The organism is Streptomyces sp. NBC_00122 (genome assembly GCF_045160845.1).
In the GTDB taxonomy this organism is placed as follows: domain Bacteria; phylum Actinomycetota; class Actinomycetes; order Streptomycetales; family Streptomycetaceae; genus Streptomyces.
The window spans coordinates 5,163,039-5,182,088 of the sequence record NZ_CP108191.1; the positions used below are offsets into that span (position 1 = coordinate 5,163,039).

18 protein-coding genes and 1 pseudogene are annotated in these 19,050 nt (G+C 74.4%); 9 read left to right on the forward strand and 10 right to left on the reverse strand.

The genetic code is table 11. The annotated features are described in order from the left end of the window. Positions 1-22 precede the first annotated feature (22 nt). Positions 23-1,231 carry an NADAR family protein gene (locus OG737_RS24155; RefSeq protein WP_328928233.1) on the forward strand — a complete coding sequence of 403 codons (1,209 nt, stop codon included), beginning with the start codon at positions 23-25 and terminating at the stop codon, positions 1,229-1,231. Here OG737_RS24155 and OG737_RS24160 read toward each other — a convergent pair. Then, complete coding sequence (locus tag OG737_RS24160; RefSeq protein ID WP_328928234.1) at positions 1,144-2,526, reverse strand: FAD-dependent oxidoreductase; 1,383 nt, start codon at positions 2,524-2,526, stop codon at positions 1,144-1,146. The two genes, OG737_RS24155 and OG737_RS24160, sit on opposite strands and share 88 nt — an antisense overlap. A 62-nt stretch (positions 2,527-2,588) precedes the next feature. After that, entirely contained in the window at positions 2,589-3,593 is a 1,005-nt protein-coding gene (locus OG737_RS24165) for a DUF4349 domain-containing protein (protein ID WP_328928235.1), read from the reverse strand. Between the two features lie 139 nt (positions 3,594-3,732). On the opposite strand from OG737_RS24165, the gene hemG reads away from it, so the two are divergent. After that, positions 3,733-5,211: a protoporphyrinogen oxidase gene (gene hemG, locus OG737_RS24170; RefSeq protein ID WP_405921960.1), complete on the forward strand. Its 1,479-nt coding sequence runs from the start codon at positions 3,733-3,735 to the stop codon at positions 5,209-5,211. Positions 5,212-5,215: 4 nt separating this feature from the next. Next, positions 5,216-5,929 (forward strand): hydrogen peroxide-dependent heme synthase, encoded by a 714-nt coding sequence (gene hemQ, locus OG737_RS24175; protein WP_328928237.1) that lies wholly within the window; start codon positions 5,216-5,218, stop codon positions 5,927-5,929. Positions 5,930-6,031: 102 nt separating this feature from the next. Here the strand turns inward: hemQ and OG737_RS24180 are convergent, their stop codons facing one another. The 4 genes from OG737_RS24180 to OG737_RS24195 form a co-directional block, all read right to left on the reverse strand. Beyond that, positions 6,032-7,648 carry an alpha/beta hydrolase gene (locus OG737_RS24180; RefSeq protein ID WP_328928238.1) on the reverse strand — a complete coding sequence of 539 codons (1,617 nt, stop codon included), beginning with the start codon at positions 7,646-7,648 and terminating at the stop codon, positions 6,032-6,034. Positions 7,649-7,795: 147 nt separating this feature from the next. Further along, positions 7,796-8,851, reverse strand: coding sequence for a TIGR04222 domain-containing membrane protein (locus OG737_RS24185; RefSeq protein WP_328928239.1), 1,056 nt, complete (start codon positions 8,849-8,851; stop codon positions 7,796-7,798). Further along, entirely contained in the window at positions 8,848-10,200 is a 1,353-nt protein-coding gene (locus tag OG737_RS24190) for a DUF692 domain-containing protein (protein WP_328928240.1), read from the reverse strand. The genes OG737_RS24185 and OG737_RS24190 overlap by 4 nt, the downstream gene beginning before the upstream one ends. A gap of 148 nt (positions 10,201-10,348) precedes the next feature. Continuing rightward, entirely contained in the window at positions 10,349-11,101 is a 753-nt protein-coding gene (locus tag OG737_RS24195; RefSeq protein WP_328928241.1) for an aminoacyl-tRNA hydrolase, read from the reverse strand. Between the two features lie 71 nt (positions 11,102-11,172). Here OG737_RS24195 and OG737_RS24200 point away from each other — a divergent pair, with 71 nt between their 5' ends. The 4 genes and pseudogenes from OG737_RS24200 (at position 11,173) to OG737_RS24215 (ending at position 13,526) form a co-directional block, all read left to right on the forward strand. Next, complete coding sequence (locus OG737_RS24200; protein WP_328928242.1) at positions 11,173-11,847, forward strand: AIM24 family protein; 675 nt, start codon at positions 11,173-11,175, stop codon at positions 11,845-11,847. Continuing rightward, positions 11,844-12,682 (forward strand): annotated as a pseudogene (locus OG737_RS24205) (ATP-binding cassette domain-containing protein). Before OG737_RS24200 ends, OG737_RS24205 begins: the two are co-directional and overlap by 4 nt. Next, positions 12,679-13,320, forward strand: a complete 642-nt coding sequence (locus OG737_RS24210) for an ABC transporter (protein WP_328928243.1) — start codon at positions 12,679-12,681, stop codon at positions 13,318-13,320. The pseudogene OG737_RS24205 and the gene OG737_RS24210 overlap by 4 nt, the downstream one beginning before the upstream one ends. 14 nt (positions 13,321-13,334) lie before the next feature. After that, positions 13,335-13,526 (forward strand): hypothetical protein, encoded by a 192-nt coding sequence (locus OG737_RS24215; RefSeq protein ID WP_328928244.1) that lies wholly within the window; start codon positions 13,335-13,337, stop codon positions 13,524-13,526. 9 nt (positions 13,527-13,535) lie between these two features. Here OG737_RS24215 and OG737_RS24220 read toward each other — a convergent pair whose 3' ends face one another. The 4 genes from OG737_RS24220 to zapE all read right to left on the reverse strand — a co-directional run bounded on the left by OG737_RS24220 (position 13,536) and on the right by zapE (position 17,623). Then, positions 13,536-14,441 carry a polysaccharide deacetylase family protein gene (locus tag OG737_RS24220; protein WP_328928245.1) on the reverse strand — a complete coding sequence of 302 codons (906 nt, stop codon included), beginning with the start codon at positions 14,439-14,441 and terminating at the stop codon, positions 13,536-13,538. 99 nt (positions 14,442-14,540) lie between these two features. Beyond that, positions 14,541-15,896: an alkaline phosphatase PhoX gene (locus OG737_RS24225; protein WP_328928246.1), complete on the reverse strand. Its 1,356-nt coding sequence runs from the start codon at positions 15,894-15,896 to the stop codon at positions 14,541-14,543. 124 nt (positions 15,897-16,020) lie between these two features. After that, a complete protein-coding gene (locus OG737_RS24230) occupies positions 16,021-16,449 on the reverse strand; it encodes an OsmC family protein (protein ID WP_328928247.1) in 429 nt (142 codons plus the stop codon). A 64-nt stretch (positions 16,450-16,513) separates the two neighbouring features. Next, positions 16,514-17,623 carry a cell division protein ZapE gene (gene zapE / locus OG737_RS24235; protein ID WP_328928248.1) on the reverse strand — a complete coding sequence of 370 codons (1,110 nt, stop codon included), beginning with the start codon at positions 17,621-17,623 and terminating at the stop codon, positions 16,514-16,516. Between the two features lie 36 nt (positions 17,624-17,659). Here zapE and OG737_RS24240 point away from each other — a divergent pair, with 36 nt between their 5' ends. After that, a complete protein-coding gene (locus OG737_RS24240; protein ID WP_328928249.1) occupies positions 17,660-18,442 on the forward strand; it encodes a pyrimidine reductase family protein in 783 nt (260 codons plus the stop codon). 135 nt (positions 18,443-18,577) lie between these two features. Beyond that, the gene (locus OG737_RS24245; protein WP_328928250.1) at positions 18,578-19,045 is read left to right on the forward strand and encodes an indole-3-glycerol phosphate synthase; all 468 of its coding nucleotides are present in this window, start codon (positions 18,578-18,580) and stop codon (positions 19,043-19,045) included. Positions 19,046-19,050: the final 5 nt, after the last annotated feature.

Consider the following 19,050-nt stretch of genomic DNA (forward strand, 5'->3'; position numbering starts at 1 on the left):
AAACGTCGGTACTGTGCCGTGCATGACATGGCGCAGGCCGACGTTTCGCATATCCGACGGACAGACCATCGCCGGGGCCTGGTGCCTCGTCTGGCGCAGGCACGAGTTGCTGGACGAGCACTACCCCGAGCACCTCTTCGTCTACGCGGACGGAAGGATCACCCTCGGGCAGTACGCGGCGACGGACCTGGCCGGGCTGGCGGAGCAGTTGGCCTCGGGGAAGACCGCACTGGACCGGCCGGACGCGCGCGAGTGGCCCGCCGAGCCGTCGAAGTGGGAGTCCCGCTCGCCCGAGCCGCGGACGGACGAGAGCTTCCTCCTGGAGGTCGCCGACGAGATCGCCCGGCTCGCGGGCCGTCCGTCGGCCGGCGACCGGCTCTGGGAGGCCATCCGGTGCTACCAGCGGGAGACGACGGAGGCCAACCGGTCCCTGCTCCGGGCGGCGTACCTCGCCGTCCCCGCTCACCTGCGGGTCTACGTCCTGGGCGACATGGACCGCCAGGACCGGCCGCTGCGGATCCTGGTGACCGACCTCGGCCAGTCCGTGGACGGGGACGGTCCGGTGGTGACGGAGGCGATGCACCGCGACGCGCGCGCCTACTTCACGGACCGGGACCGGGACGTCGCGCTGGCCGAGGAGCAGCAGGCCGTCCGGTACGCGGACGACCCGGCCGGCGCCCCGCAGCCCCCGGTCGTCCTCTACGAGACCACCTACCCGAGGGGCTGGCCGGACGAGCTCGGCGACTTCGCGCTGCGCAACGACTACGACGCCCCCTTCACGTACGAGGGGGAGACCTACCCCACCGTGGCCCACGGGTACTGGGCCCGCTCCGCCGCCGGCCGGGACGGCCACGACCGCGTCCGCGCCGCCGTCACCGCGCGCGAGGCGCAGGAGACGGGCGGACGGGCGGCGCGGCGCGAGGACTGGTCCGGCGCACGGCTCGCCGTCATGGCCGGGCTGCTGCGGGCCAAGTTCGACCAGCACCCCCGCCTCGCCCAGGTCCTGCTGGCCACGGGGGAGGCGCCGATCGTCTACACCGGGATCTCCGAGGCACCGTTCTGGCGTGACGAGGGCCCCCGCGGCGGACGGAACTGGACGGGCCGCCTCTTGGAACTGGTCCGCTCCGAACTCCGGGCGGAGCGCTACACGCCCGCGGCGCGGACCGCGGAGACGGCCTTGCGGGCCGCCACCAGGACGGGGTCCCAGACCGGGGAGAACGGCGGGGCGTAGCCCAGGTCCAGGGTGACCATCCGGTCCACCGTCATGCCCGCCGTGAGGGCGACCGCCGCGATGTCCACCCGCTTCGCCGAGCCCGCGCCGCCGACGATCTGGACGCCGAGGAGGCGGCCCGTGCGCCGTTCCGCCAGCATCTTCACCGTCATCTCGACCGCACCCGGGTAGTAGCCCGCGGTGTTGGTGGAGGTGATCGTGGCCGTCACGAAGCGCAGGCCCGCCTCCAGCGCGTCCTTCTCGCGCAGCCCCGTACGGGCGATCTCCAGGTCGCAGACCTTGCTGACCGCCGTGCCGACCACCCCGGGGAAGGTCGCGTACCCGCCGCCCACGCCCGAGCCGATGACCTGGCCGTGCTTGTTGGCGTGCGTGCCCAGCGGGATGTGCCGGGTGCGGCCCGCGACCAGGTCCAGGACCTCCACGCAGTCACCGCCCGACCAGATGTTCTCGTGGCCGCGGACCCGCATGGAGAGGTCGGTGAGGATGCCGCCCGACGGGCCGAGCGGGAGGCCGGCGGCGCGCGCGAGGGCCGTGCGCGGCTCCACGCCGATGCCGAGCACGACCACGTCCGCCGGGTACTCGTCCCCCGTCGCCGTGGCCACCGCGCGGACCCGGCCCTCCTCGTCGGTGAGGACCTTCGTGACCTCGGCGCGGGAGACCGTACGGATGCCCATGCCGTTCATCGCGCTGTGCACCAGGCCGCCCATGTCCGGGTCCAGCGTGGCCATCGGCTGCTCGCCGCGGTGCAGGACGGTGACCTCGTACCCCCGCCCGACCAGGGCCTCCGCCATCTCCACGCCGATGTAGCCCGCGCCGACGACGACCGCCCGGCGGCCCTCCGTGCGCTGCAGCGTGTCCATCAGCCGTCGGCCGTCGTCCAGGGTCTGGATGCCGTGGACCCCGTGCGCGCCGATGCCCGGGATCCGGGGACGGACCGGGCGGGCGCCCGTCGCGAGGACGAGTTTGTCGTAGCCCGTCCAGGATTCGGATCCGCCGTCCAGATCGCGGGCGCGGACCCGGCCGCCCGCGAGGTCCAGCTCCACCACCTCGGTCCGGGTGCGCACGTCGATGTCGCGCGCCCGGTGTTCCTCGGGGGTACGGGCGATCAGGTCGTCCCGCTCGCCGACCAGGCCGCCGATCCAGTACGGGATCCCGCACGCCGAGTACGAGGTGAAGTGCCCGCGCTCGAAGGCGACGATCTCCAGCTCCGCCGGGCCCTTGAGCCGCCTGGCCTGTGACGCGGCGGACATGCCCGCCGCGTCACCTCCGACCACCACGAGTCGTTCCGTCGCCATCGCCCGCACCGTCCTCAGCCGCCGCCGTCGTCTACGGGGACACGCTACGGGCGCGGGTGCGCTCAGTCCTCCCCTTCGGCCCCGTTCCGGTCCGCCGCGGACGGCGCCGCCGGGACGGACTGGCGGGGCACCCGGGCCGGGGCGGGCCCCGCCGTCGTCTTCGGCTTCGCCGGGCGCAGCTTGCGGTACACCCGGAACCCGAGCGCCAGCAGGCCCGCCGCCAGTGCGAACGGCAGCACGGCGGCCGCGGCGAGCACCAGGTACCGCACGAGCGTGGAGAACACCTTCCAGCCGCCGCTGAGGGCGTCGCCGAGGCCGGGATCCTCCTTCTTCGCCTTCTCCGCCTGCGGCGGGGCCGGCTCCGAGACCTCCAGGGTGATCGTCCCCATCGAGGTCTGGTCCTTCAGGGCCGTCTGCTGCGCGAGCAGCGACTCCAGATCGGACTGGCGCCGGCTGAGCTCGCTCTCCAGCATCACCACCTCGCTCAGCGCCGAGGCCCTGCCCATCATCTCCCGCACCCGGGCCACGCTGGCCTGCTGGGACGCGACGCGGCTGCCGATGTCGGCGACCTTCTCGGTGACGTCCTGCGCGTCGACCTTGCGGTGCAGGAGCTTGCCGCTGCCTTCCATCGCGCTGAGCACCGCGTCGTAGCGCTCGCCCGGCACCCGGAGGGTCAGCGTGGAGGTCATCCGGCCGTCCGCGCCGCGTCGGGTCGACTCGTTGCCGACGTAGCCGCCCGCGCCGTCGGCCGCCGAACGGGCTGCCGCGAGGGTCTTCTGGGCGTCCGCCGTCTCGATGCCGAGGGTCGCCGTACGGATGACGTTGGGGCGGACCGCGGGCTGCTGCTGCCCGTTCTTGCCGGCCGCTTCGGGCGCCGACGCGGGGGGAGCCGCCGCCGCTCCCTGCGCGCCCTCCTGGGCCTTGCCGCCCTGGGCGGGAGCGACCGCCGCCTTGTCGCCGGCGCCGTCCCGGCTCCCGTCGGCGCCGCAGCCCGTGAGCGCGAGGGCTCCGGCCAGGGACAGGGCGGCCAGGGCCGTCGCGGAGCGCTGTCTGTGCGGAGTGCGCATGGTGTCAAACCCCCGAGGTTCGGCTGGTGTTGCCGTTTCGACGTAAAGGGTCCCGTCGCGGGTTTCACCTCCGCGGTCCCGGGCCGGTCCCGATGCGGTCACGGTCCGGCGTCGGTGATGGGTCTGAGACGATGTGTCCATGCACGAAGCGGACATGCGTACGGATCGACCCGGCCGGACCCGGCACGTCGTGGTCATCGGCGGCGGCATCGCGGGTCTCGCGGCGGCCCACCGGCTGCTCGCCGACGGCGTGCGGGTCACGCTGCTGGAAGCCGGACCGCGGCTCGGCGGCAAGCTGTACGCCGGTGAGCTCGCCGGCGCCCCCGTCGACCTCGGCGCCGAATCCGTGCTCGCCCGCCGCCCCGAAGCCGTGGCCCTCGCCCGGGCCGTGGGACTGGGCGACGCCCTGCAGCCGCCCGCCACCGCCACCGCCCACCTGTGGACCCGCGGCGCGCTGCGGCCCATGCCGCGCGGGCACGTCATGGGCGTCCCGGGCGACCTGGCGCCGCTCGCCGCGTCCGGGGTGCTCTCCGCGGAGGGCCTGGCCCGGGCCGAGGCCGAACGCACGCTGCCGCCCGCCGAGATCGGCGAGGACGTCGCCGTCGGCGAGTACGTCGCCGCCCGCCTGGGCCGCGAGGTCGTCGACCGGCTGGTGGAACCCCTGCTCGGCGGGGTCTACGCGGGCAACGCCTACCGCATCTCCATGCGGGCGGCGGTGCCCCAGCTCTTCGAGGCCGCCCGGACGCACGCGCTGCTGGGCGACGGCGTACGGGAACTGCAGCACCGGGCGCAGGCACAGCCCCAGTCGGCCGGTCCGGTCTTCGCCGGCATCGACGGCGGTATCGGACGGCTCCCGCTCGCCGTGGCCGAGGCCTGCCGGTCCGCCGGAGCCCGGATCGCCACCGGTACCCCCGTGAGCGAGGTCCTCCGTACGGCTGAAGGCTGGCGGGTCGTCGCGGGCTCCGAGGCCATCGAGGCCGACGGCGTGATCGTGGCCACCCCCGCCGGCCCCGCCGCCCGGCTGCTGGACGGGCTCGCACCGGCCGCCGCGGCCGAGCTGCGCGGGGTCGAGTACGCCTCCATGGCCCTGGTCACCATGGCTTTCCGGCGCTCCGACCTGCCGGCCTCCGTCACCGGGGGCGACGCGAGCGGGTTCCTCGTACCGCCCGTCGACGGCCGGACCATCAAGGCCTCCACCTTCTCCAGCAACAAGTGGGCCTGGGCCGGGGCCGATCCCGAGCTCTTCCTGCTGCGCACCTCCGTGGGCCGGTACGCCGACGAGGCGGATCTGAAGCGGGAGGACGGGGAGCTGGTCGAGGTCTCGCTCGTCGACCTGGGCGAAGCCGTGGGCCTCGCGGCCCGGCCGGTGGCCTCCACGGTCACCCGCTGGGACGGCGGGCTGCCCCAGTACCCGGTCGGCCACCTCGGCCGGGTGGCCAGGATCCGCACCGCCGTCGCGGCCCTGCCCGGCCTCGCGGTGTGCGGCGCGCTCTACGACGGGGTGGGCATCCCGGCGTGCATCGCCAGCGCGGAGAAAGCCGCGGATGCGGTGATCGTCTCACTGGGGGCGGGTTCGGTACCCCTGGCACAGACCACTGATCTGCACACGGGACAATAGGCACATGACTGCTCCAGAGAAGATTCCCAACGCGGGGAAGAAGGCGAAGGACCTCAACGAGGTCATCCGCTACACCCTGTGGTCCGTCTTCAAGCTGAAGGACGTACTCCCGGAGGACCGCTCCGGTTTCGCCGACGAGGTCCAGGAGCTGTTCGACCAGCTGGCCGCCAAGGACATCACCGTCCGCGGCACCTATGACGTCTCCGGCCTGCGCGCCGACGCGGACATCATGATCTGGTGGCACGCGGAGACCGCGGACGAGCTGCAGACCGCGTACAACCTGTTCCGCCGCACCAAGCTGGGCCGCGCGCTGGAGCCGGTCTGGTCGAACATGGCCCTGCACCGCCCGGCCGAGTTCAACAAGTCGCACATCCCGGCCTTCCTGGCCGACGAGGTCGCCCGCGACTACGTCAGCGTGTACCCCTTCGTGCGCAGCTACGACTGGTACCTGCTGCCCGACGAGGACCGTCGCCGCATGCTCGCCGACCACGGCAAGATGGCCCGGGGCTACCCGGACGTGCGCGCCAACACCGTCGCCTCGTTCTCCCTGGGCGACTACGAGTGGCTGCTGGCCTTCGAGGCCGACGAGCTCTACCGCATCGTCGACCTCATGCGTCACCTGCGTGCCTCCGAGGCCCGCATGCACGTCCGTGAAGAGGTGCCCTTCTACACCGGACGCCGCAAGTCCGTCGCCGATCTGGTGGCCGGGCTCGCCTGATACCTCCCCTGGGGGGAAGGGCCGGAGGAACTGACTCATTCCTCCGGCGGATCGGGAGGCCCTGCCCCCGAAACGACGCAGCCGGAGATCCCGCCCGGAAGTTCAGACGACTGGCGGCAGCGGTGCCCTGTGGGCGCTCGCTGCCCGGTCGTCCAGCGACACCGGTGCGGGCTCCGGATGCGGCGGACACGTGACACGCCGTCCCGCGATGTCACCTGTCAGCAGATACCGCTCCACGTGACGGTCCACGCAGTCATTGCGTCCGCCGACCACTCCGTGGGTGCCGGATCCTTTCTCCGTGACCAGCGCGGCCTCGGCGCCGAGCCGCCGCTGGAGCTCCAGCGCGCCTGGGTACGGGGTCGCCCCGTCCCGCTCCGCCGCGACGATCAGCGTGCGCGGCAGCCGGGCCGGCCGCGCCCCGACGTCCACCGGCCGCCGCCGCGCGCGCACCGGCCAGTCGGCGCACGGCAGGTTCAGGAAGGCGTTGGCCCAGGTCTCGAAGGGAGCCGTACGGGCCAGTCCGGTGTTGTCGCGGTCCCAGGTCTCCCAGTCCGCGGGCCAAGGGGCGTCGTTGCACAGCACCGCCGTGTAGACGGCCGTCGCGTTCTCGGCCTCGGCCGCGGCCGCCGGGTCGGGAGCCGCCTGCCGTACGAGCTCCGCCGGATCGCCGCGCAGGAACGACGCCAGGGCCGCCGCGCGGTCCGGCCACACGTCGTCGTAGTAGGCGGCCTTGAGGTAGGCGGCCTGGAGCTCGCCGGTGCCGACGCGGCCGCCGGCGGGGGTGCGGGCCACCGCGTCCCGGACGCGCTCGTAGCTCGCCCGCACGGCCTCCGGGGTGGAGCCGAGGCCGTACGTGGCGTGGTGGCGGGCCGCCCAGGCCCGGAAGTCGTACCAGCGGCGCTCGAATCCGGGTGCCTGGTCGAGGTTGTTGCGGTACCAGACGCGGCGCGGGTCGGGATCGACCGCCGAGTCGAAGACCATGCGGCGGACGTGGCCCGGGTACAGGGTGGCGTACACCGCGCCGAGGTAGGTCCCGTACGAGGCGCCCATGAAGGTCAGCTTCTCCTCGCCGAGCGCGGCGCGCAGTACGTGCAGATCGCGGGCGTTGTCCGGCGTCGTGTAGTACGGCAGGGCGGCGCCGGCCCGCCGCGCGCAGCCGCGCCCGTACGCCCGGGCTTCGGCGGCGCGCCGCTCCTTGTACGCGGGGGAGGGACGGGCCGGGACCTGGGTGGGGCCCCCGGTGCGAGCGGCGGGGTCCTGGCAGGACAGCGGGGCGGAGCGGGCGACGCCGCGCGGGGCGTAGCCGACGAGGTCGTAGGCGGCGGCGATCCGCTCCCACCCGGGGAGTCCGGCGACGAGCGGGAAGTACATGCCGGAGGCGCCGGGTCCGCCGGGGTTGTGGACGAGCGCGCCCTGGCGGGCGGCGCCGCGGGCACCGCTCGCCGGGACCCGGCTGACGGTCAGGGAGATCTGCGGGCCGTCGGGGCGGGCGTAGTCGAGCGGTACGCGCAGGGTCGCGCAGCGCACGGGCGCGGACAGCCCCTCGGCCGCGGGGCAGGCCCCGAAGCGGAGGCCGGAGGCGGCGGCGCGTCGGGCGGCGAGGCCGGCGCCGGCCGACTCGGCGGCGGGGCGGGGCTCGGCGGCGGCGGGGGTGGCGCCGCACACGGTGAGGGAGAGGACCGCCGCTGCGGCTCCGTGGCGTACCAGTGCCGTCCACATGGCGACCCCTTCATCTCATCGGTCCGTCCGATGAGATTCCAGGGCCACCTCCCTGTACAGCCGGCGCCGGGTGTGTCGGGATCCGTACCCCCCTTGCCACGCGATCCGCCCCCGGTTGCCGTAGCGCTCCTCCAAGCCGTACCGGGATCAGGAGCTGCTGGAACAGCTGGAGCCGGACGAACTGCTGCAACTCGAACTGCTGCCGCCGCCACAGCTGGAACTGCTGCCCGAGCAACTGGAGCTGCTGCTTCCGGAGCAGCTGGAGCCGCTTCCCCCGCAGCTGCTGCCGGACGACCCGCAGCCCGATCCCGAGCCACAGCTCGAACCGCCCCCTCCGCTCCCGCCGCCGTCGCTCGCGGCGCACCAGACCACCGGCAGGACGTCGGCGGAGGACGTGTGCGAGGAGCCCGGGTCCGAGTGGTGCGGACGGGATCGCGACTGGGCCGCGGCCAGCCGGGTGCCGCGCGCGGCGGGCACCAGCTGCCCGCGCAGGTACGGGTCCCGCAGGCCCCGCAGGCCGGACAACGCGGTCTGCGCCTGCGGGGTCCGGTCGTTCACGTAGCGCGCGCGGATGTCGCGCAGCGCCCGCTGCCCGGCCGGGGTGATCCGCGCTCTGGCCCGCGCCGCGCAGATCCCGCCCGCCACGATTCCGAGCAGCAGGACGGGCAGCACCTTGACGATGAACGGCACCTGCGTGCCGGGGTCGACGGCGAACCCGACGAAGGTGAGCGGCAGCGACACCGGCACGAGGAATCCGCACACCACGGCCTGGGTCAGGCCCCAGCGCCGCCATGTCCGCCCCCATCCGGGCGGCGAGAGCAGCCCGCGGGCGGCCAGCGCGTCCCCGGTCTCCTGGACGGCCGGGTCGAGCATGGCGGCGTAGCGCAGCTGGTAGAGCCATCCCGAGGGCGCGCCGCGGTGAGCCTGCAGGACCGCGCGCTCGGCGGGGTCGCCCGCCCGCGCCCCGGGGCTCACGTGGACGATCCCGGGGCCGCCCATGATCAGCCGGCCGTCCCCGAGCATCGAGACGAGGGCGGTGTCCACGACGTTGCCGGGGCCGCCCGTCATGAACGCGGCCTCGGACAGGTCGTGGAGGACCGGCGCCGGTCCGGCCGGACGCGGCCGGGCCCGGCGCAGGCCGAGGAAGAGCAGGCCGCTGGAGGCGGCGACGGCGATCCAGAGGGCGAGGGCGAGGAGGTTCACGCGGCCCTCCCCACGAGGGCCCGGGCCCAGCGCGCCACCCGCCGGGGCGGCCGCGCCCCGGCCCGGTCGCGCCACCACGCCGTGAGCCGGCGCCGGGCGGCCGGGTCGGCCGGCAGGTCCTGGATCAGCAGGTGCTCGGCGAAGTCCAGCGCGTCCCGGCGGTATCCGCCGGTCATGGGACGGCCCTTGGCATAGGCGAGGAAGGCAGTGCGGTACGGCTCGTCACCGCCCAGGATCGAGGGCAGCTCCGGAGCCAGCCTGGCCACCACGTCGGCCCGCTTGGCGGCCAGTGCCCGGGCCTGCACCCGGATCCGCTGCCGGTCGAACCCCTCGGGCACGGGCGTTCCGGCCACCAGCGCCGACAGCAGCGCGGCCTGCCCGAGCCCTACGCGGGTACGCGCGGCCCCGTCGTCCCCGGCGGGGCGGGGATCCGGTGCGGCAACGGGCCGGTCGGGTGCTGCGGGTGCATCGGGTGCGGCGGGTGCGGCAGAGCCGACGGGGACGCCGGGGGCGGCGGGTGCCGTGGCCGCCGGGCCCGCCGTCAGTACCGCGCGGATCGCCGCCAGCTCGCCCGCCAGCTCCGGCTCCGGCGGGAAGTCGTCGTCCCGCTCCAGGAGGACGCCCGGCGGGTCCACCCGGGAGCGGAGCTCGGCGAGCACGTCGAGGACCAACGGCGGCACCGGGTGGGCGTGCGTGTCGTGCCAGACACCGCCCCGTTCGACCCCGCCCGCCACGTGTACGTACGCCAGCGCCTCCAGCGGGATCGCGTCCAGCACGGCGGCCGGGTCCTCGCCCCGGTTGACCCGGTTGGTGTGCAGGTTGGCCACGTCGATGAGCAGCCGCACACCGGTCCGCTCGACCAGCTCCGTCAGGAACTGCCCCTCCGTCAGCTCCTCGCCCGGCCACGAGATCAGCGCGGCGATGTTCTCCAGCGCGAGCGGCACGGGCAGCGCGTCCTGCGCGATGCGTACGTTCTCGCACAGCACGTCCAGCGCGTCGCGCGTGCGCGGCACCGGCAGCAGGTGCCCGGCCTCCAGCGCGGGCGAGGAGGTGCGGACGAAGGCGATGTGCTCGGTGACGAGCGGCGCCCCCAGCGCCACCGCCCGTTCCCCGAGCGCCGTCAGCTTCGCCGGGTCGGGGCGATCGGCGCCGCCGAGGCCCAGCGAGACCCCGTGCGGCACGACGCGGGTGCCCCGCTCGCGCAGCCTCAGCAGAGCCTCGGGCAGGTGGCCCGGGCAGATGTTCTCGGCCACCACCTCGACCCAGTCCAGGCCGGGCAGCCGCTCGACGGCGTCCGCGATCTCCGGCCGCCAGCCGATGCCCACCCCCAGGTGTGCCATGGGCTTCATGTCTTTCGCCCCCCTCCCGGCGCATCTCATCGCGCCGTGTGCCGAAGTGATGGCCCCGGCGGAGTCGAGCCAACCGCGAAGAGGGACGTTCAGAGCAACATTTGAGGTTCCGCCGGACCGGAGAAAGTCCGTCCGACCGGGAAGTCCGTCAGAGCCGGGCCCGCAGGGCCGGGTGGTCGGAGACCACCGTCGCGCTGCCGGGAGCGATCTCGGTGAAACCGGCATCGCGGACGACCGGCAGCCCGCCGGTGCTCAGCTCCGCCCACCGCTCGCGCGGCGCCGTCCGTACGGCCAGTGCGAAACCGGACTCCTGCCAGGCGGCCCGCTCCGCGTCCGTCAGCTCCCACCACGCCAGTTGCGCGGCGTGCCCGGCCTGGGCCATCGCCTTGCCCGCCGACATGTCGAGATCGGGGTTGAGCCACAGCACGGGCAGGTCCGGCCCGGTGGCCGCGGTGACCGGCTCCGGGTCGTCCAGGTCGGTGCCCGACACCTGGAGCTTGGCGAGCTCCTTGGGCCAGCCGTCCAGGGGCACCGGCGGGAAGACCCGTACCTCCGAGGTGTCACCGTGCACCGTGACGCCGGGCAGGGTCTGCGCCTTGCGCCACTCCGCCCCGCGCGCCCGGCGGACCACCTTGCGGATCCGCGCGTCCTGCCAGTCGCGGACGGCCTCGGCCCACTCGCCCTCGCCCCGCGACCGCTCGTCGGTCAGCAGGACCAGCACCGCGCGGGCCGCCGTCTGAAGCGCGTCCGTCCGGGCGGGCGGCTCGGCCTTCTCGATCCGCACCACCAGCGGCAGGACGAACTGCGGGGCCTCGTCGCGCAGGACGTGCTCCTGCCGGAAGGGGCTGTCCGCCCCGACCGCGGGTACGCCGGTGGTGTCGTCGGTGTGCTGGCTGCTCATCCCGCCAAGGATGCCAGGCTCCGCCTTCAGGATGATGCCCCGGGTGGGCGCTCCGGGTGAGGATCGGGGCCATGAAGAGTGATCTTTTCGCGTCCGAGAACCTCGTCCAGGCAGCCGTCGCCCCCGGGATGACCCTGCAGAACGCCAAGTCCGTGAAGTACGCCGTCAACGGCGAGATGCTGGCCCGCCAGGGCTCGATGGTGGCCTTCCGCGGGAACCTCCAGTTCGAGCGCAAGGGTCAGGGCATAGGCGGCATGCTCAAGCGCGCCGTCACGGGCGAGGGCCTGGCGCTGATGTCCGTACGCGGCCAGGGCGAGGCCTGGTTCGCCCACGAGGCGGGCAACTGCTTCATCATCGACTTCGAGCCGGGCGACGCGCTGACCATCAACGGCCGCAACGTGCTCTGCTTCGACCCGACCCTGTCCTACGAGATCAAGATGGTGAAGGGCGCCGGCATGACCGGCGGCGGACTCTTCAACAGCGTCTTCACCGGCACCGGCAAGCTCGCCGTGGTCTGCGACGGCAACCCGATCATCATCCCGGTGACCCCGCAGGCCCCCGTGTACGTGGACACGGACGCGGTGGTCGGCTGGAGCGCCAAGCTGGAGACCGGCCTGCACCGCTCCCAGTCGGTCGGCTCGATGATCCGCGGCGGCTCCGGCGAGGCCGTCCAGCTGAAGCTGAGCGGCGAGGGCTTCGTCATCGTCCGGCCCAGCGAGGTGACCGAAGTGGCGGCGGGACACTGAAGCTGACCGCCGTGGGCCGCCGCTACGGACTGCGGCGGCCCTGGGTGCTGCGCGGGGTCGCACTGGACCTGCCGCCCGGCGCCCTGGTGCGCATCGAAGGCCGCAACGGCGGCGGCAAGTCCACCTGGCTGCGACTCGTGGCCGGGATCGACACCCCGACCGAGGGGCGGATCACCGGGCGCCCGCCCCGCACGGCGTACGTGCCCGAGCGCTTCCCGGCGGCGCTGCCGCTGACCGCGACGGCCTACCTGATTCACATGGGCCGCGTGCACGGGCTCGCGCGCGGCGGCGGACCGGGCTGCCGAGTGGCTGGAGCGGTTCGGGGCCGCCGCGTACGCGCACACTCCCCTGGCCGAACTCTCCAAGGGGAGCAGTCAGAAGGTGGCCGTCGCCCAGGCCCTGCTCGCCGAACCCGGGCTGCTCGTCCTCGACGTGGGGGTACCTCCCAGCGGTAGCTGGGGGAGCGTGGACCGGGCTCGACGCGCCGGCCCGCGCCGAGCTGGACCGGGCCGTCGCCGAGCGGACCGCCGCCGGAGGCACCGTGGTCTTCGTCGACCACGACCCCGCGCGGCTCGCCGGGGCGGCCGATGCGCACCACCGGATCGAGGGGGTCGCGCTGGTCCCCGTACGGGAACCCGTCCATGCGGGGCCGTACGTACGGATCGAGGCCGTCGGACCGCCCGGCGCCGAACAGCCCCCCGGCCTGGCCGCCGAGCCCGCGCCCGGCGGCGGCGTGCGGCTGACCGTGCCCGCCGCCCGGTCCGACGCGGTGCTGCGCGAACTGCTCACCGCCCGCCCGTCCTGGCACATCCGCGATGTCCGGGAGTCGGCGTGACCGGTCTGCTGCGCTACCAGGGCGCCCTACTGCTGCGCTCGCAGCGCTGGCTCGCGCCCGTGCTGCTGTACGCCGCCTTCGTGGCCGTCGGGGTGCGCCCGGGCGACCCGGTGCTCGACTCGCTGGGGTACGCGGCCGCGGCGCTGGTCCCGGTGGCCGCCTGGCTGGTGCGGGTCTGCGTGACCAACGAACCCGACGCCGCCCGTGACTGCGCCGCCGCCGCTGCCGGTCCGCTGCGGGTGCACGCGGCGGCCCTGCTCACCGCGCTGGGCGGTGCGCTGTTCGCAGGGGCGGCGGCCACCGCTGCGGTGCTGCTGATCGGCCGGAGGGAGCCCGGGGCGGGCCCGGCCGCGGCCGCCCTGGCCGGGGCCGCGGGCGTACTGGTGTGCGCCCTGACCGGGGTGGCCGTGGGCGCGCTGTGCAGCCGGCCGCTGCTGAGGGCTCCCGGTTACGCGGTCCCGGCGGCCGGCCTCGGCTGCCTGCTGGCCGTGGTCACCGCGGGCTCCCCGGCCCGCGTGGCGGTGACGGGGCTGGTCACGGGCTCGGCGCAGCCGGCGGCGGGCGCCCTGGCCGGGGCGCTGGCGCTGGCCTGCGCGGCGGGCGCCCTGGCCTGCCGGGCCGCCGCGCGGCGGGGCTGAGTACGCTCGTGGGCATGGACCAGCCCGAACAGGACGCGTCGTACTGCCCCGCCCCGGCGGCCCCGGTCGCCGCCGTGGCGGGGCCGCCGTACGCCGACTGCCTGGAGTGCGGCCGGCCCACCGAGTACGGGGTCGCGACCCCGGGCGTGGTGCTCTGCCCCGTGTGCGAATGGCAGGAAGCGCAGCGCACGGCCTGCTCCGGCTGAATCCGGCGGCTACTTCCCGATCAGCTCGGAGACCTTCACGAAGCGGTAGCCGCGCTTGCGCAGCTCCGGGACGACCTTCCGGACGGCCTCCTCGGTGACCGGCGCCGCGCTGCGCGTGCAGTGCATGACCACCACCGAGCCGGGCTTCACGCCCGCGAGCACCTGCTCGGCCACCGCGGCCGGGTCCTTCGCGAAGGCGTCCCCGCTGACCACGTCCCACTGGACGGCCGTCACCTTGGCCGTGGACAGGGACCGCAGCGCCTGGTCGTCGTAGCATCCACCGGGGAAGCGGAAGTAGGGGACGGTGTTGACCGCCCCCGCCTTGTGGAAGGCGGCGAAGGCCCGGTCCACGTCGGCGCGGGCGGCGGCGCCGTCGAGCGCGGGCAGCCCGTAGCAGGGGGACTTGAAGGCGTAGTGGCTGTACGAGTGGTTCGCGATCTCGAAGTTCGCGTCCGTGCCGATGGACTTCGCCTGGTCCGGGTACTCCTCGGCCCAGCGGCCCGTCATGAAGATCGTCGACGGCACCTTCAGGGTGCGCAGCGTCGTGATCAGCTGGGGGTTGTCGAAGTGCTCCCCGTCCGCGGCGCGCGGCCCCTGATCGGCGGTCATGTCGGCGTCGAAGGTCAGCGCCACGGTCTTGTCGCCGCTCTGCTTAGCCCGTTCGAACACCGGGGTCAGGCCGCCCGGGCCGGGTGCCAGGGTCGGGGCCTTGCCGGGTGCGCCGGGCTGCGGGGCGGCGGACGAGGACGGAGCGGAACCGGCCGCGGGCGGCGTGGCGGAGCCGGGTGAGGTCGCCGCGGGGGTGCCCAGACGGGCGGCACGGCCGGCGTCCGGGGTGTCGGCGCCGCCCCCGCAACCCGCGAGGGCGGCACTGAGGACGGCTACGGCCGCCACTTTGCGCACAGAATTGGTCACACAGGCAAAATATATGACTATCTGGAAAGTGGTCGTGCACGGCGCTCCTCTACGGCGAAGTCACCCTTCGGAGCATCGGATGCCTCAGCGGTCGCCAGGTCACTGCCACGGGCCGGTCACCGCGAACGTGGTCCCCGGGGCGTAGGCGTTGACGTACATCGTCCGCCCGTCGGGGGAGAAGGTGACCCCGGCGAACTCCCCCCACTCCGGGGCGCCCGGCCGCCCGATGTCCTCGGCGTTGCGGGCCACCGGATAGACCTCGCCGCCGACCGTCACGCCGAAAACGTACTGCGCCCCGCCGCCGTCCTCACACACCATCAGCCCGCCGTCCGGGGCCAGGCAGATGTTGTCGGGGGAGTCCCCGGGCAGCTGGACGTCGGTGGCCGGACCGAAGAGCACGTCCAGCCGGAGCCGGGCGCGCAGCGGGTCGTAGAACCACACCTGCCCGTGGTGGTCGGCGCCCGCGCCCTCGCGGGTACGGGCGTAGCTGGAGACGAAGTGGACGCCGGGCCGCTGCGCGGCGGCGCCCCAATAGCAGCCCTCCAGCTTCTGCGCGTGGGTGATCCCGCCCGGCCCGAAGTCCTGGAACCGGATCGCGGTCCCGGCCGCCGAGGGGTCCGGTACGGGGACCCACTCCACCGGGAACTCGGCCCCGGGCTCGTCCACCACCGCCAGGTCCGTCAGCCCCGGCACGCGCAGCGCCTCCAGGGCGCCGCCGGCCCGCAGCGAGCCGGTTCCGCCGAGGGGGCGGGCGGGCAGGAAGCGGTAGAACAGCCCGAACGGCTCGACGAAGGCGTCCTCGGTCTCGTACACGACCCCGCGGTACGGGTCCACGGCGACGGCTTCGTGCGCGAAGCGGCCCATCGCGGTGAGCGGGACCGGTCCGCTGCGGCGGGGGTCCGCGGGGTCCACCTCGAAGACGTAGCCGTGGTCCTTGGCGTAGCCCGAGGTGCCCGCGCGGTCCTCGGTCTCCTCGCAGCTCAGCCAGGTGTTCCAAGGGGTCCGGCCGCCCGCGCAGTTGACCGCCGTACCCGCGAGGGCGACCCGCTCGCCGGTCACCGCACCCGCCGGGTCGAGCTCCAGGACGGTGCAGCCGCCGAGGGCGTGCGGGTCGTAGGTGAGCCCGTCGACGGCGGGGACGCGCAAGGCGGCCGTGGTGCGGTTCTCGTGGTTGCGGACCAGCCGCACGCCGCCGCCGTCGGCGCCGAAGGCGGCCATGCCGTCGCAGTTGGCGGGGACGGCGCCCTCGCCGGAGCGCAGCCGGTCGCCCGCGCGGGAGAGCACCCGGTAGGTGAACCCCGCGGGCAGGTCGAGCAGCCCGCGCGGATCGGGCAGGAGGGGCCCGTACCCCCGGGTCGGCCGGGCGGCGCCGGCCCGTCCGGTGAAGAGGGCGCCGAGCGCCCCGCTGAAGGCGATCCCGCCCGCGGCGAGCAGGCTGCGTCGGGTCACGGACATGGGCAACTCCCCGTGGCAGAACTGGAGATGTCCCCCAGCTGCTGCTGGGGGTGGGTGCCCCCTTGGCCCGTGGTACCACGCGGCACGCTCCGGCGGGGGTGTGCCCCGCCGGAGCCGTGGCGGATCAGACGAGCTTGGCGCTCAGGGTGATCGTCGTGCCCGTCAGGGCCTGGCTGACCGGGCAGTTCTTCTTCGCGTCCTCGGCGGCGGCGACGAAGGCGTCGCTGTCCAGGCCCGGGACCTCGCCCTCGGTGGTGAGGTGGATGCCGGTGATGCCCTTGCCGGGTACGAAGGTGACCGCGGCCGAGGTGGTCAGCTTGGCCGGCGGGTTGCCGGCCTTGGCCAGTACGTTCGAGAAGGCCATGTTGAAGCAGCTGGAGTGCGCGGCGGCGATGAGCTCCTCCGGGCTGGTCCGCCCGTTCGCCGCCTCGTCGGTGCGCGCGGGCCAGGAGACGGGGTAGTTGCCGAGGCCGGACGAGTCGAGGGTGACGACGCCCTTGCCCTGGAGCAGGTCGCCTTCCCAGACGGCGTGTGCGTTGCGTGTGGCGGCCATGGTGGATCCCTTCGCAGAAGTGGAAACGACCGGACACCCGCCAGGGTGCCCGGCGTGCCCAAACCTACTGCGAGACCAGGGGCTTCGCGTCGCGTGCCAGCGCGGTGAGCCGCGAGATGGCGCGGAAGTACTTCTTGCGGTACCCGCCGTTCAGCATCTCGTCACTGAAGAGCCGGTCGAAGGGGACCCCGGAGGCCAGGACGGGGACCTCGCGGTCGTACAGGCGGTCGGCCAGTACCACCAGCCGCAGGGCCGTCGACTGGTCCGGCACCGGGCCGACGTCGGTCAGGCAGACCGCGGATATCCCGTCGGTCAGCGCGCCGTAGCGGCTCGGGTGGACCCGGGCCAGGTGGTCGAGCAGGCCGGGGAAGTCGTCCAGGCTCGCGCCCTCGGTCGCGTACGCGGCCTTGGTGACCTGCTCGTCGGAGAAGGGGGCCGGGGCCTCCGGCAGGCCGCGGTGGCGGTAGTCCTGGCCGTCGATCCGCAGCGGCCGGAAGTGCGCCGACAGCCCCTGGATCTCGCGCAGGAAGTCGGCGGCGGCGAAGCGGCCCTCGCCGAGCTTGCCGGGCAGCGTGTTGGAGGTGGCGGCCAGCGCCACACCCTGCTCGACCAGGCGGCTGAGCAGCGAGGACACCAGGACGGTGTCGCCCGGGTCGTCCAGTTCGAACTCGTCGATGCACAGCAGCCGGTGCCCGCCCAGGGTCTGCACCGTCTGCTGGAAGCCGAGGGCGCCGACCAGGTTGGTCAGCTCCACGAAGGTGCCGAAGGCCTTGAGCGCGGGCTCGGCCGCGGTGGCGTGCCACAGGGAGGCGAGCAGGTGGGTCTTGCCGACGCCGTAGCCGCCGTCGAGGTAGACCCCGCGCGGGGCGGTGGGGGGCGTGTTCTTCGCGGTCCTGGCGAACCAGCGGCGCTTGCCCGCGCCGGTGGCGTGTGCGCCGCCGAGGCCCGCCGCGAAACCGCTGAGCACCGTGACGGCCTCGGTCTGGCTCGGCTGGGACGGGTCCGGGTTGTACGTGTCGAAGCGCACCGAGTCGAAACGCGGCGGCGGCACCATCTCGGCCACCAGTCGTTCGGCGGGCACCCGCGGCTCGCGGGCGCACAGGGCCTGGGGTCCCACATCGGCTATCGGGGGACGACCGGACGGGGCACCGGAGGTGGAGAGTGATGTTGACACAGCACTTAACTCTACGGGGCGTGGCACACTGCACCGATGCGACGCCTGTTCCCTGTGACCGATCAGACACCAGCCCCGTCCCAGGCCCCGGCCGACCGGGAGTGGTCGCTGGACGAGCTCGCGGATGCGTACGCGTACCCCGCTCTGGGCGAGGGTGCCCACTGGCTGCGGGCGAACATGGTCTCCACCCTGGACGGCGCGGCCCAGCACGACGGCCGTTCGCAGCCCATCTCCGGCGAGACCGACATGCGGATCTTCGGCACCCTGCGGGCGCTGGCCGATGTGGTGGTCGTCGGCGCGGAAACGGTTCGCCAGGAGGGCTACCGCCCGGCCCGCGCGCGGGAGGCCTTCGCCGCCCGGCGCGCGGCCGCCGGACAGGGCCCCGCCCCCGCCATCGCGGTGGTCACCGCGAGCCTGGACCTCGACTTCACGCTCCCCCTGTTCACCTCCCCGCTCGTGCCGACCCTGGTCGTCACGGGGGCCGCCGCGCCCGCGGACCGGGTGGCCGCGGCCCGCGCGGCCGGCGCCGAGGTCGTGGTGGCGGGCGACGGGGCGGGCGTGGACCCGGCCCGCGCGGTACGGGAGCTCGCCGGGCGGGGGCTGCGCCGCCAGCTCACCGAGGGCGGGCCACGGCTGCTGGGCCAGTTCGTGGCCGCCGACGCGCTGGACGAGCTGTGCCTGACGATCTCGCCGATGCTCACCGCCGGGGACGCCCAGCGGATCTCCGGAGGCCCCTCCGTCACGGTTCCGCACCGGCTCGCGCCCGCGTGTGTACTGGAAGAGGCCGGGTTCCTCTTCACGAGCTACCGTCGGATCTGACAAGGGGCGGAATTTGTCGTTCCGCTTAGCTTTCGCTGGGCACATATACCTGCGCAGGCCCCGTGCGACAGCGGGGCAGGATGGTTTCCGCAGGGGCCGGCCAGCCGGCCTCGGCCCATGAAGGAGAGGGCGTCCGTGTTCACGAGCGTATTGATGATCGAGCAGCCGCTGACCTCGGTGGACGTGGACTTCGTCACCACCCTGCACGGAGACGACCAGGTCTCCTTCGTCGTCCTCATGCAACCCCGGGGAGACCAGGACCGACTGCTGCGCGCCATCGACGACGTAGCGCTCGGCGAGCTCCCCGAGGCCATCCGCGAGGGCGACGAGCCCGAGGGCGATGCCGCCCGCGGCCCCGCGGCGCACGCCCTCGCGCACTCCCTGAACGCCCTGCGCCAGAAGGGCGCGGGCGCCACGGGGCAGCTCATCGGGGACCACCCGCTCGACAAACTGAAGACCGTCGTGGAGGAGACCGGGGCCGACGAGGTGATCGTCCTGACCGCCCCGCACTTCGTGGAGGAGTTCTTCCACCGGGACTGGGCCTCCCGGGCCCGCCACATGGTCGGCGTTCCGGTGCTCAAGCTCTTCGCCCACAACGAATAGGCTGG

Coding starts and splice junctions, on each gene's coding strand:
- OG737_RS24225 (WP_328928246.1), bottom strand. CDS start 15,896: ATGTCCGTGACCCGACGCAGCCTGCTCGCCGCGGGCGGGATCGCCTTC.
- OG737_RS24165 (WP_328928235.1), bottom strand. CDS start 3,593: ATGCGCACTCCGCACAGACAGCGCTCCGCGACGGCCCTGGCCGCCCTG.
- OG737_RS24240 (WP_328928249.1), top strand. CDS start 17,660: ATGCGACGCCTGTTCCCTGTGACCGATCAGACACCAGCCCCGTCCCAG.
- OG737_RS24215 (WP_328928244.1), top strand. CDS start 13,335: ATGGACCAGCCCGAACAGGACGCGTCGTACTGCCCCGCCCCGGCGGCC.
- OG737_RS24200 (WP_328928242.1), top strand. CDS start 11,173: ATGAAGAGTGATCTTTTCGCGTCCGAGAACCTCGTCCAGGCAGCCGTC.
- OG737_RS24190 (WP_328928240.1), bottom strand. CDS start 10,200: ATGAAGCCCATGGCACACCTGGGGGTGGGCATCGGCTGGCGGCCGGAG.
- hemQ (WP_328928237.1), top strand. CDS start 5,216: ATGACTGCTCCAGAGAAGATTCCCAACGCGGGGAAGAAGGCGAAGGAC.
- OG737_RS24195 (WP_328928241.1), bottom strand. CDS start 11,101: ATGAGCAGCCAGCACACCGACGACACCACCGGCGTACCCGCGGTCGGG.
- OG737_RS24160 (WP_328928234.1), bottom strand. CDS start 2,526: ATGGCGACGGAACGACTCGTGGTGGTCGGAGGTGACGCGGCGGGCATG.
- OG737_RS24230 (WP_328928247.1), bottom strand. CDS start 16,449: ATGGCCGCCACACGCAACGCACACGCCGTCTGGGAAGGCGACCTGCTC.
- OG737_RS24155 (WP_328928233.1), top strand. CDS start 23: ATGACATGGCGCAGGCCGACGTTTCGCATATCCGACGGACAGACCATC.
- OG737_RS24180 (WP_328928238.1), bottom strand. CDS start 7,648: ATGTGGACGGCACTGGTACGCCACGGAGCCGCAGCGGCGGTCCTCTCC.
- hemG (WP_405921960.1), top strand. CDS start 3,733: ATGCACGAAGCGGACATGCGTACGGATCGACCCGGCCGGACCCGGCAC.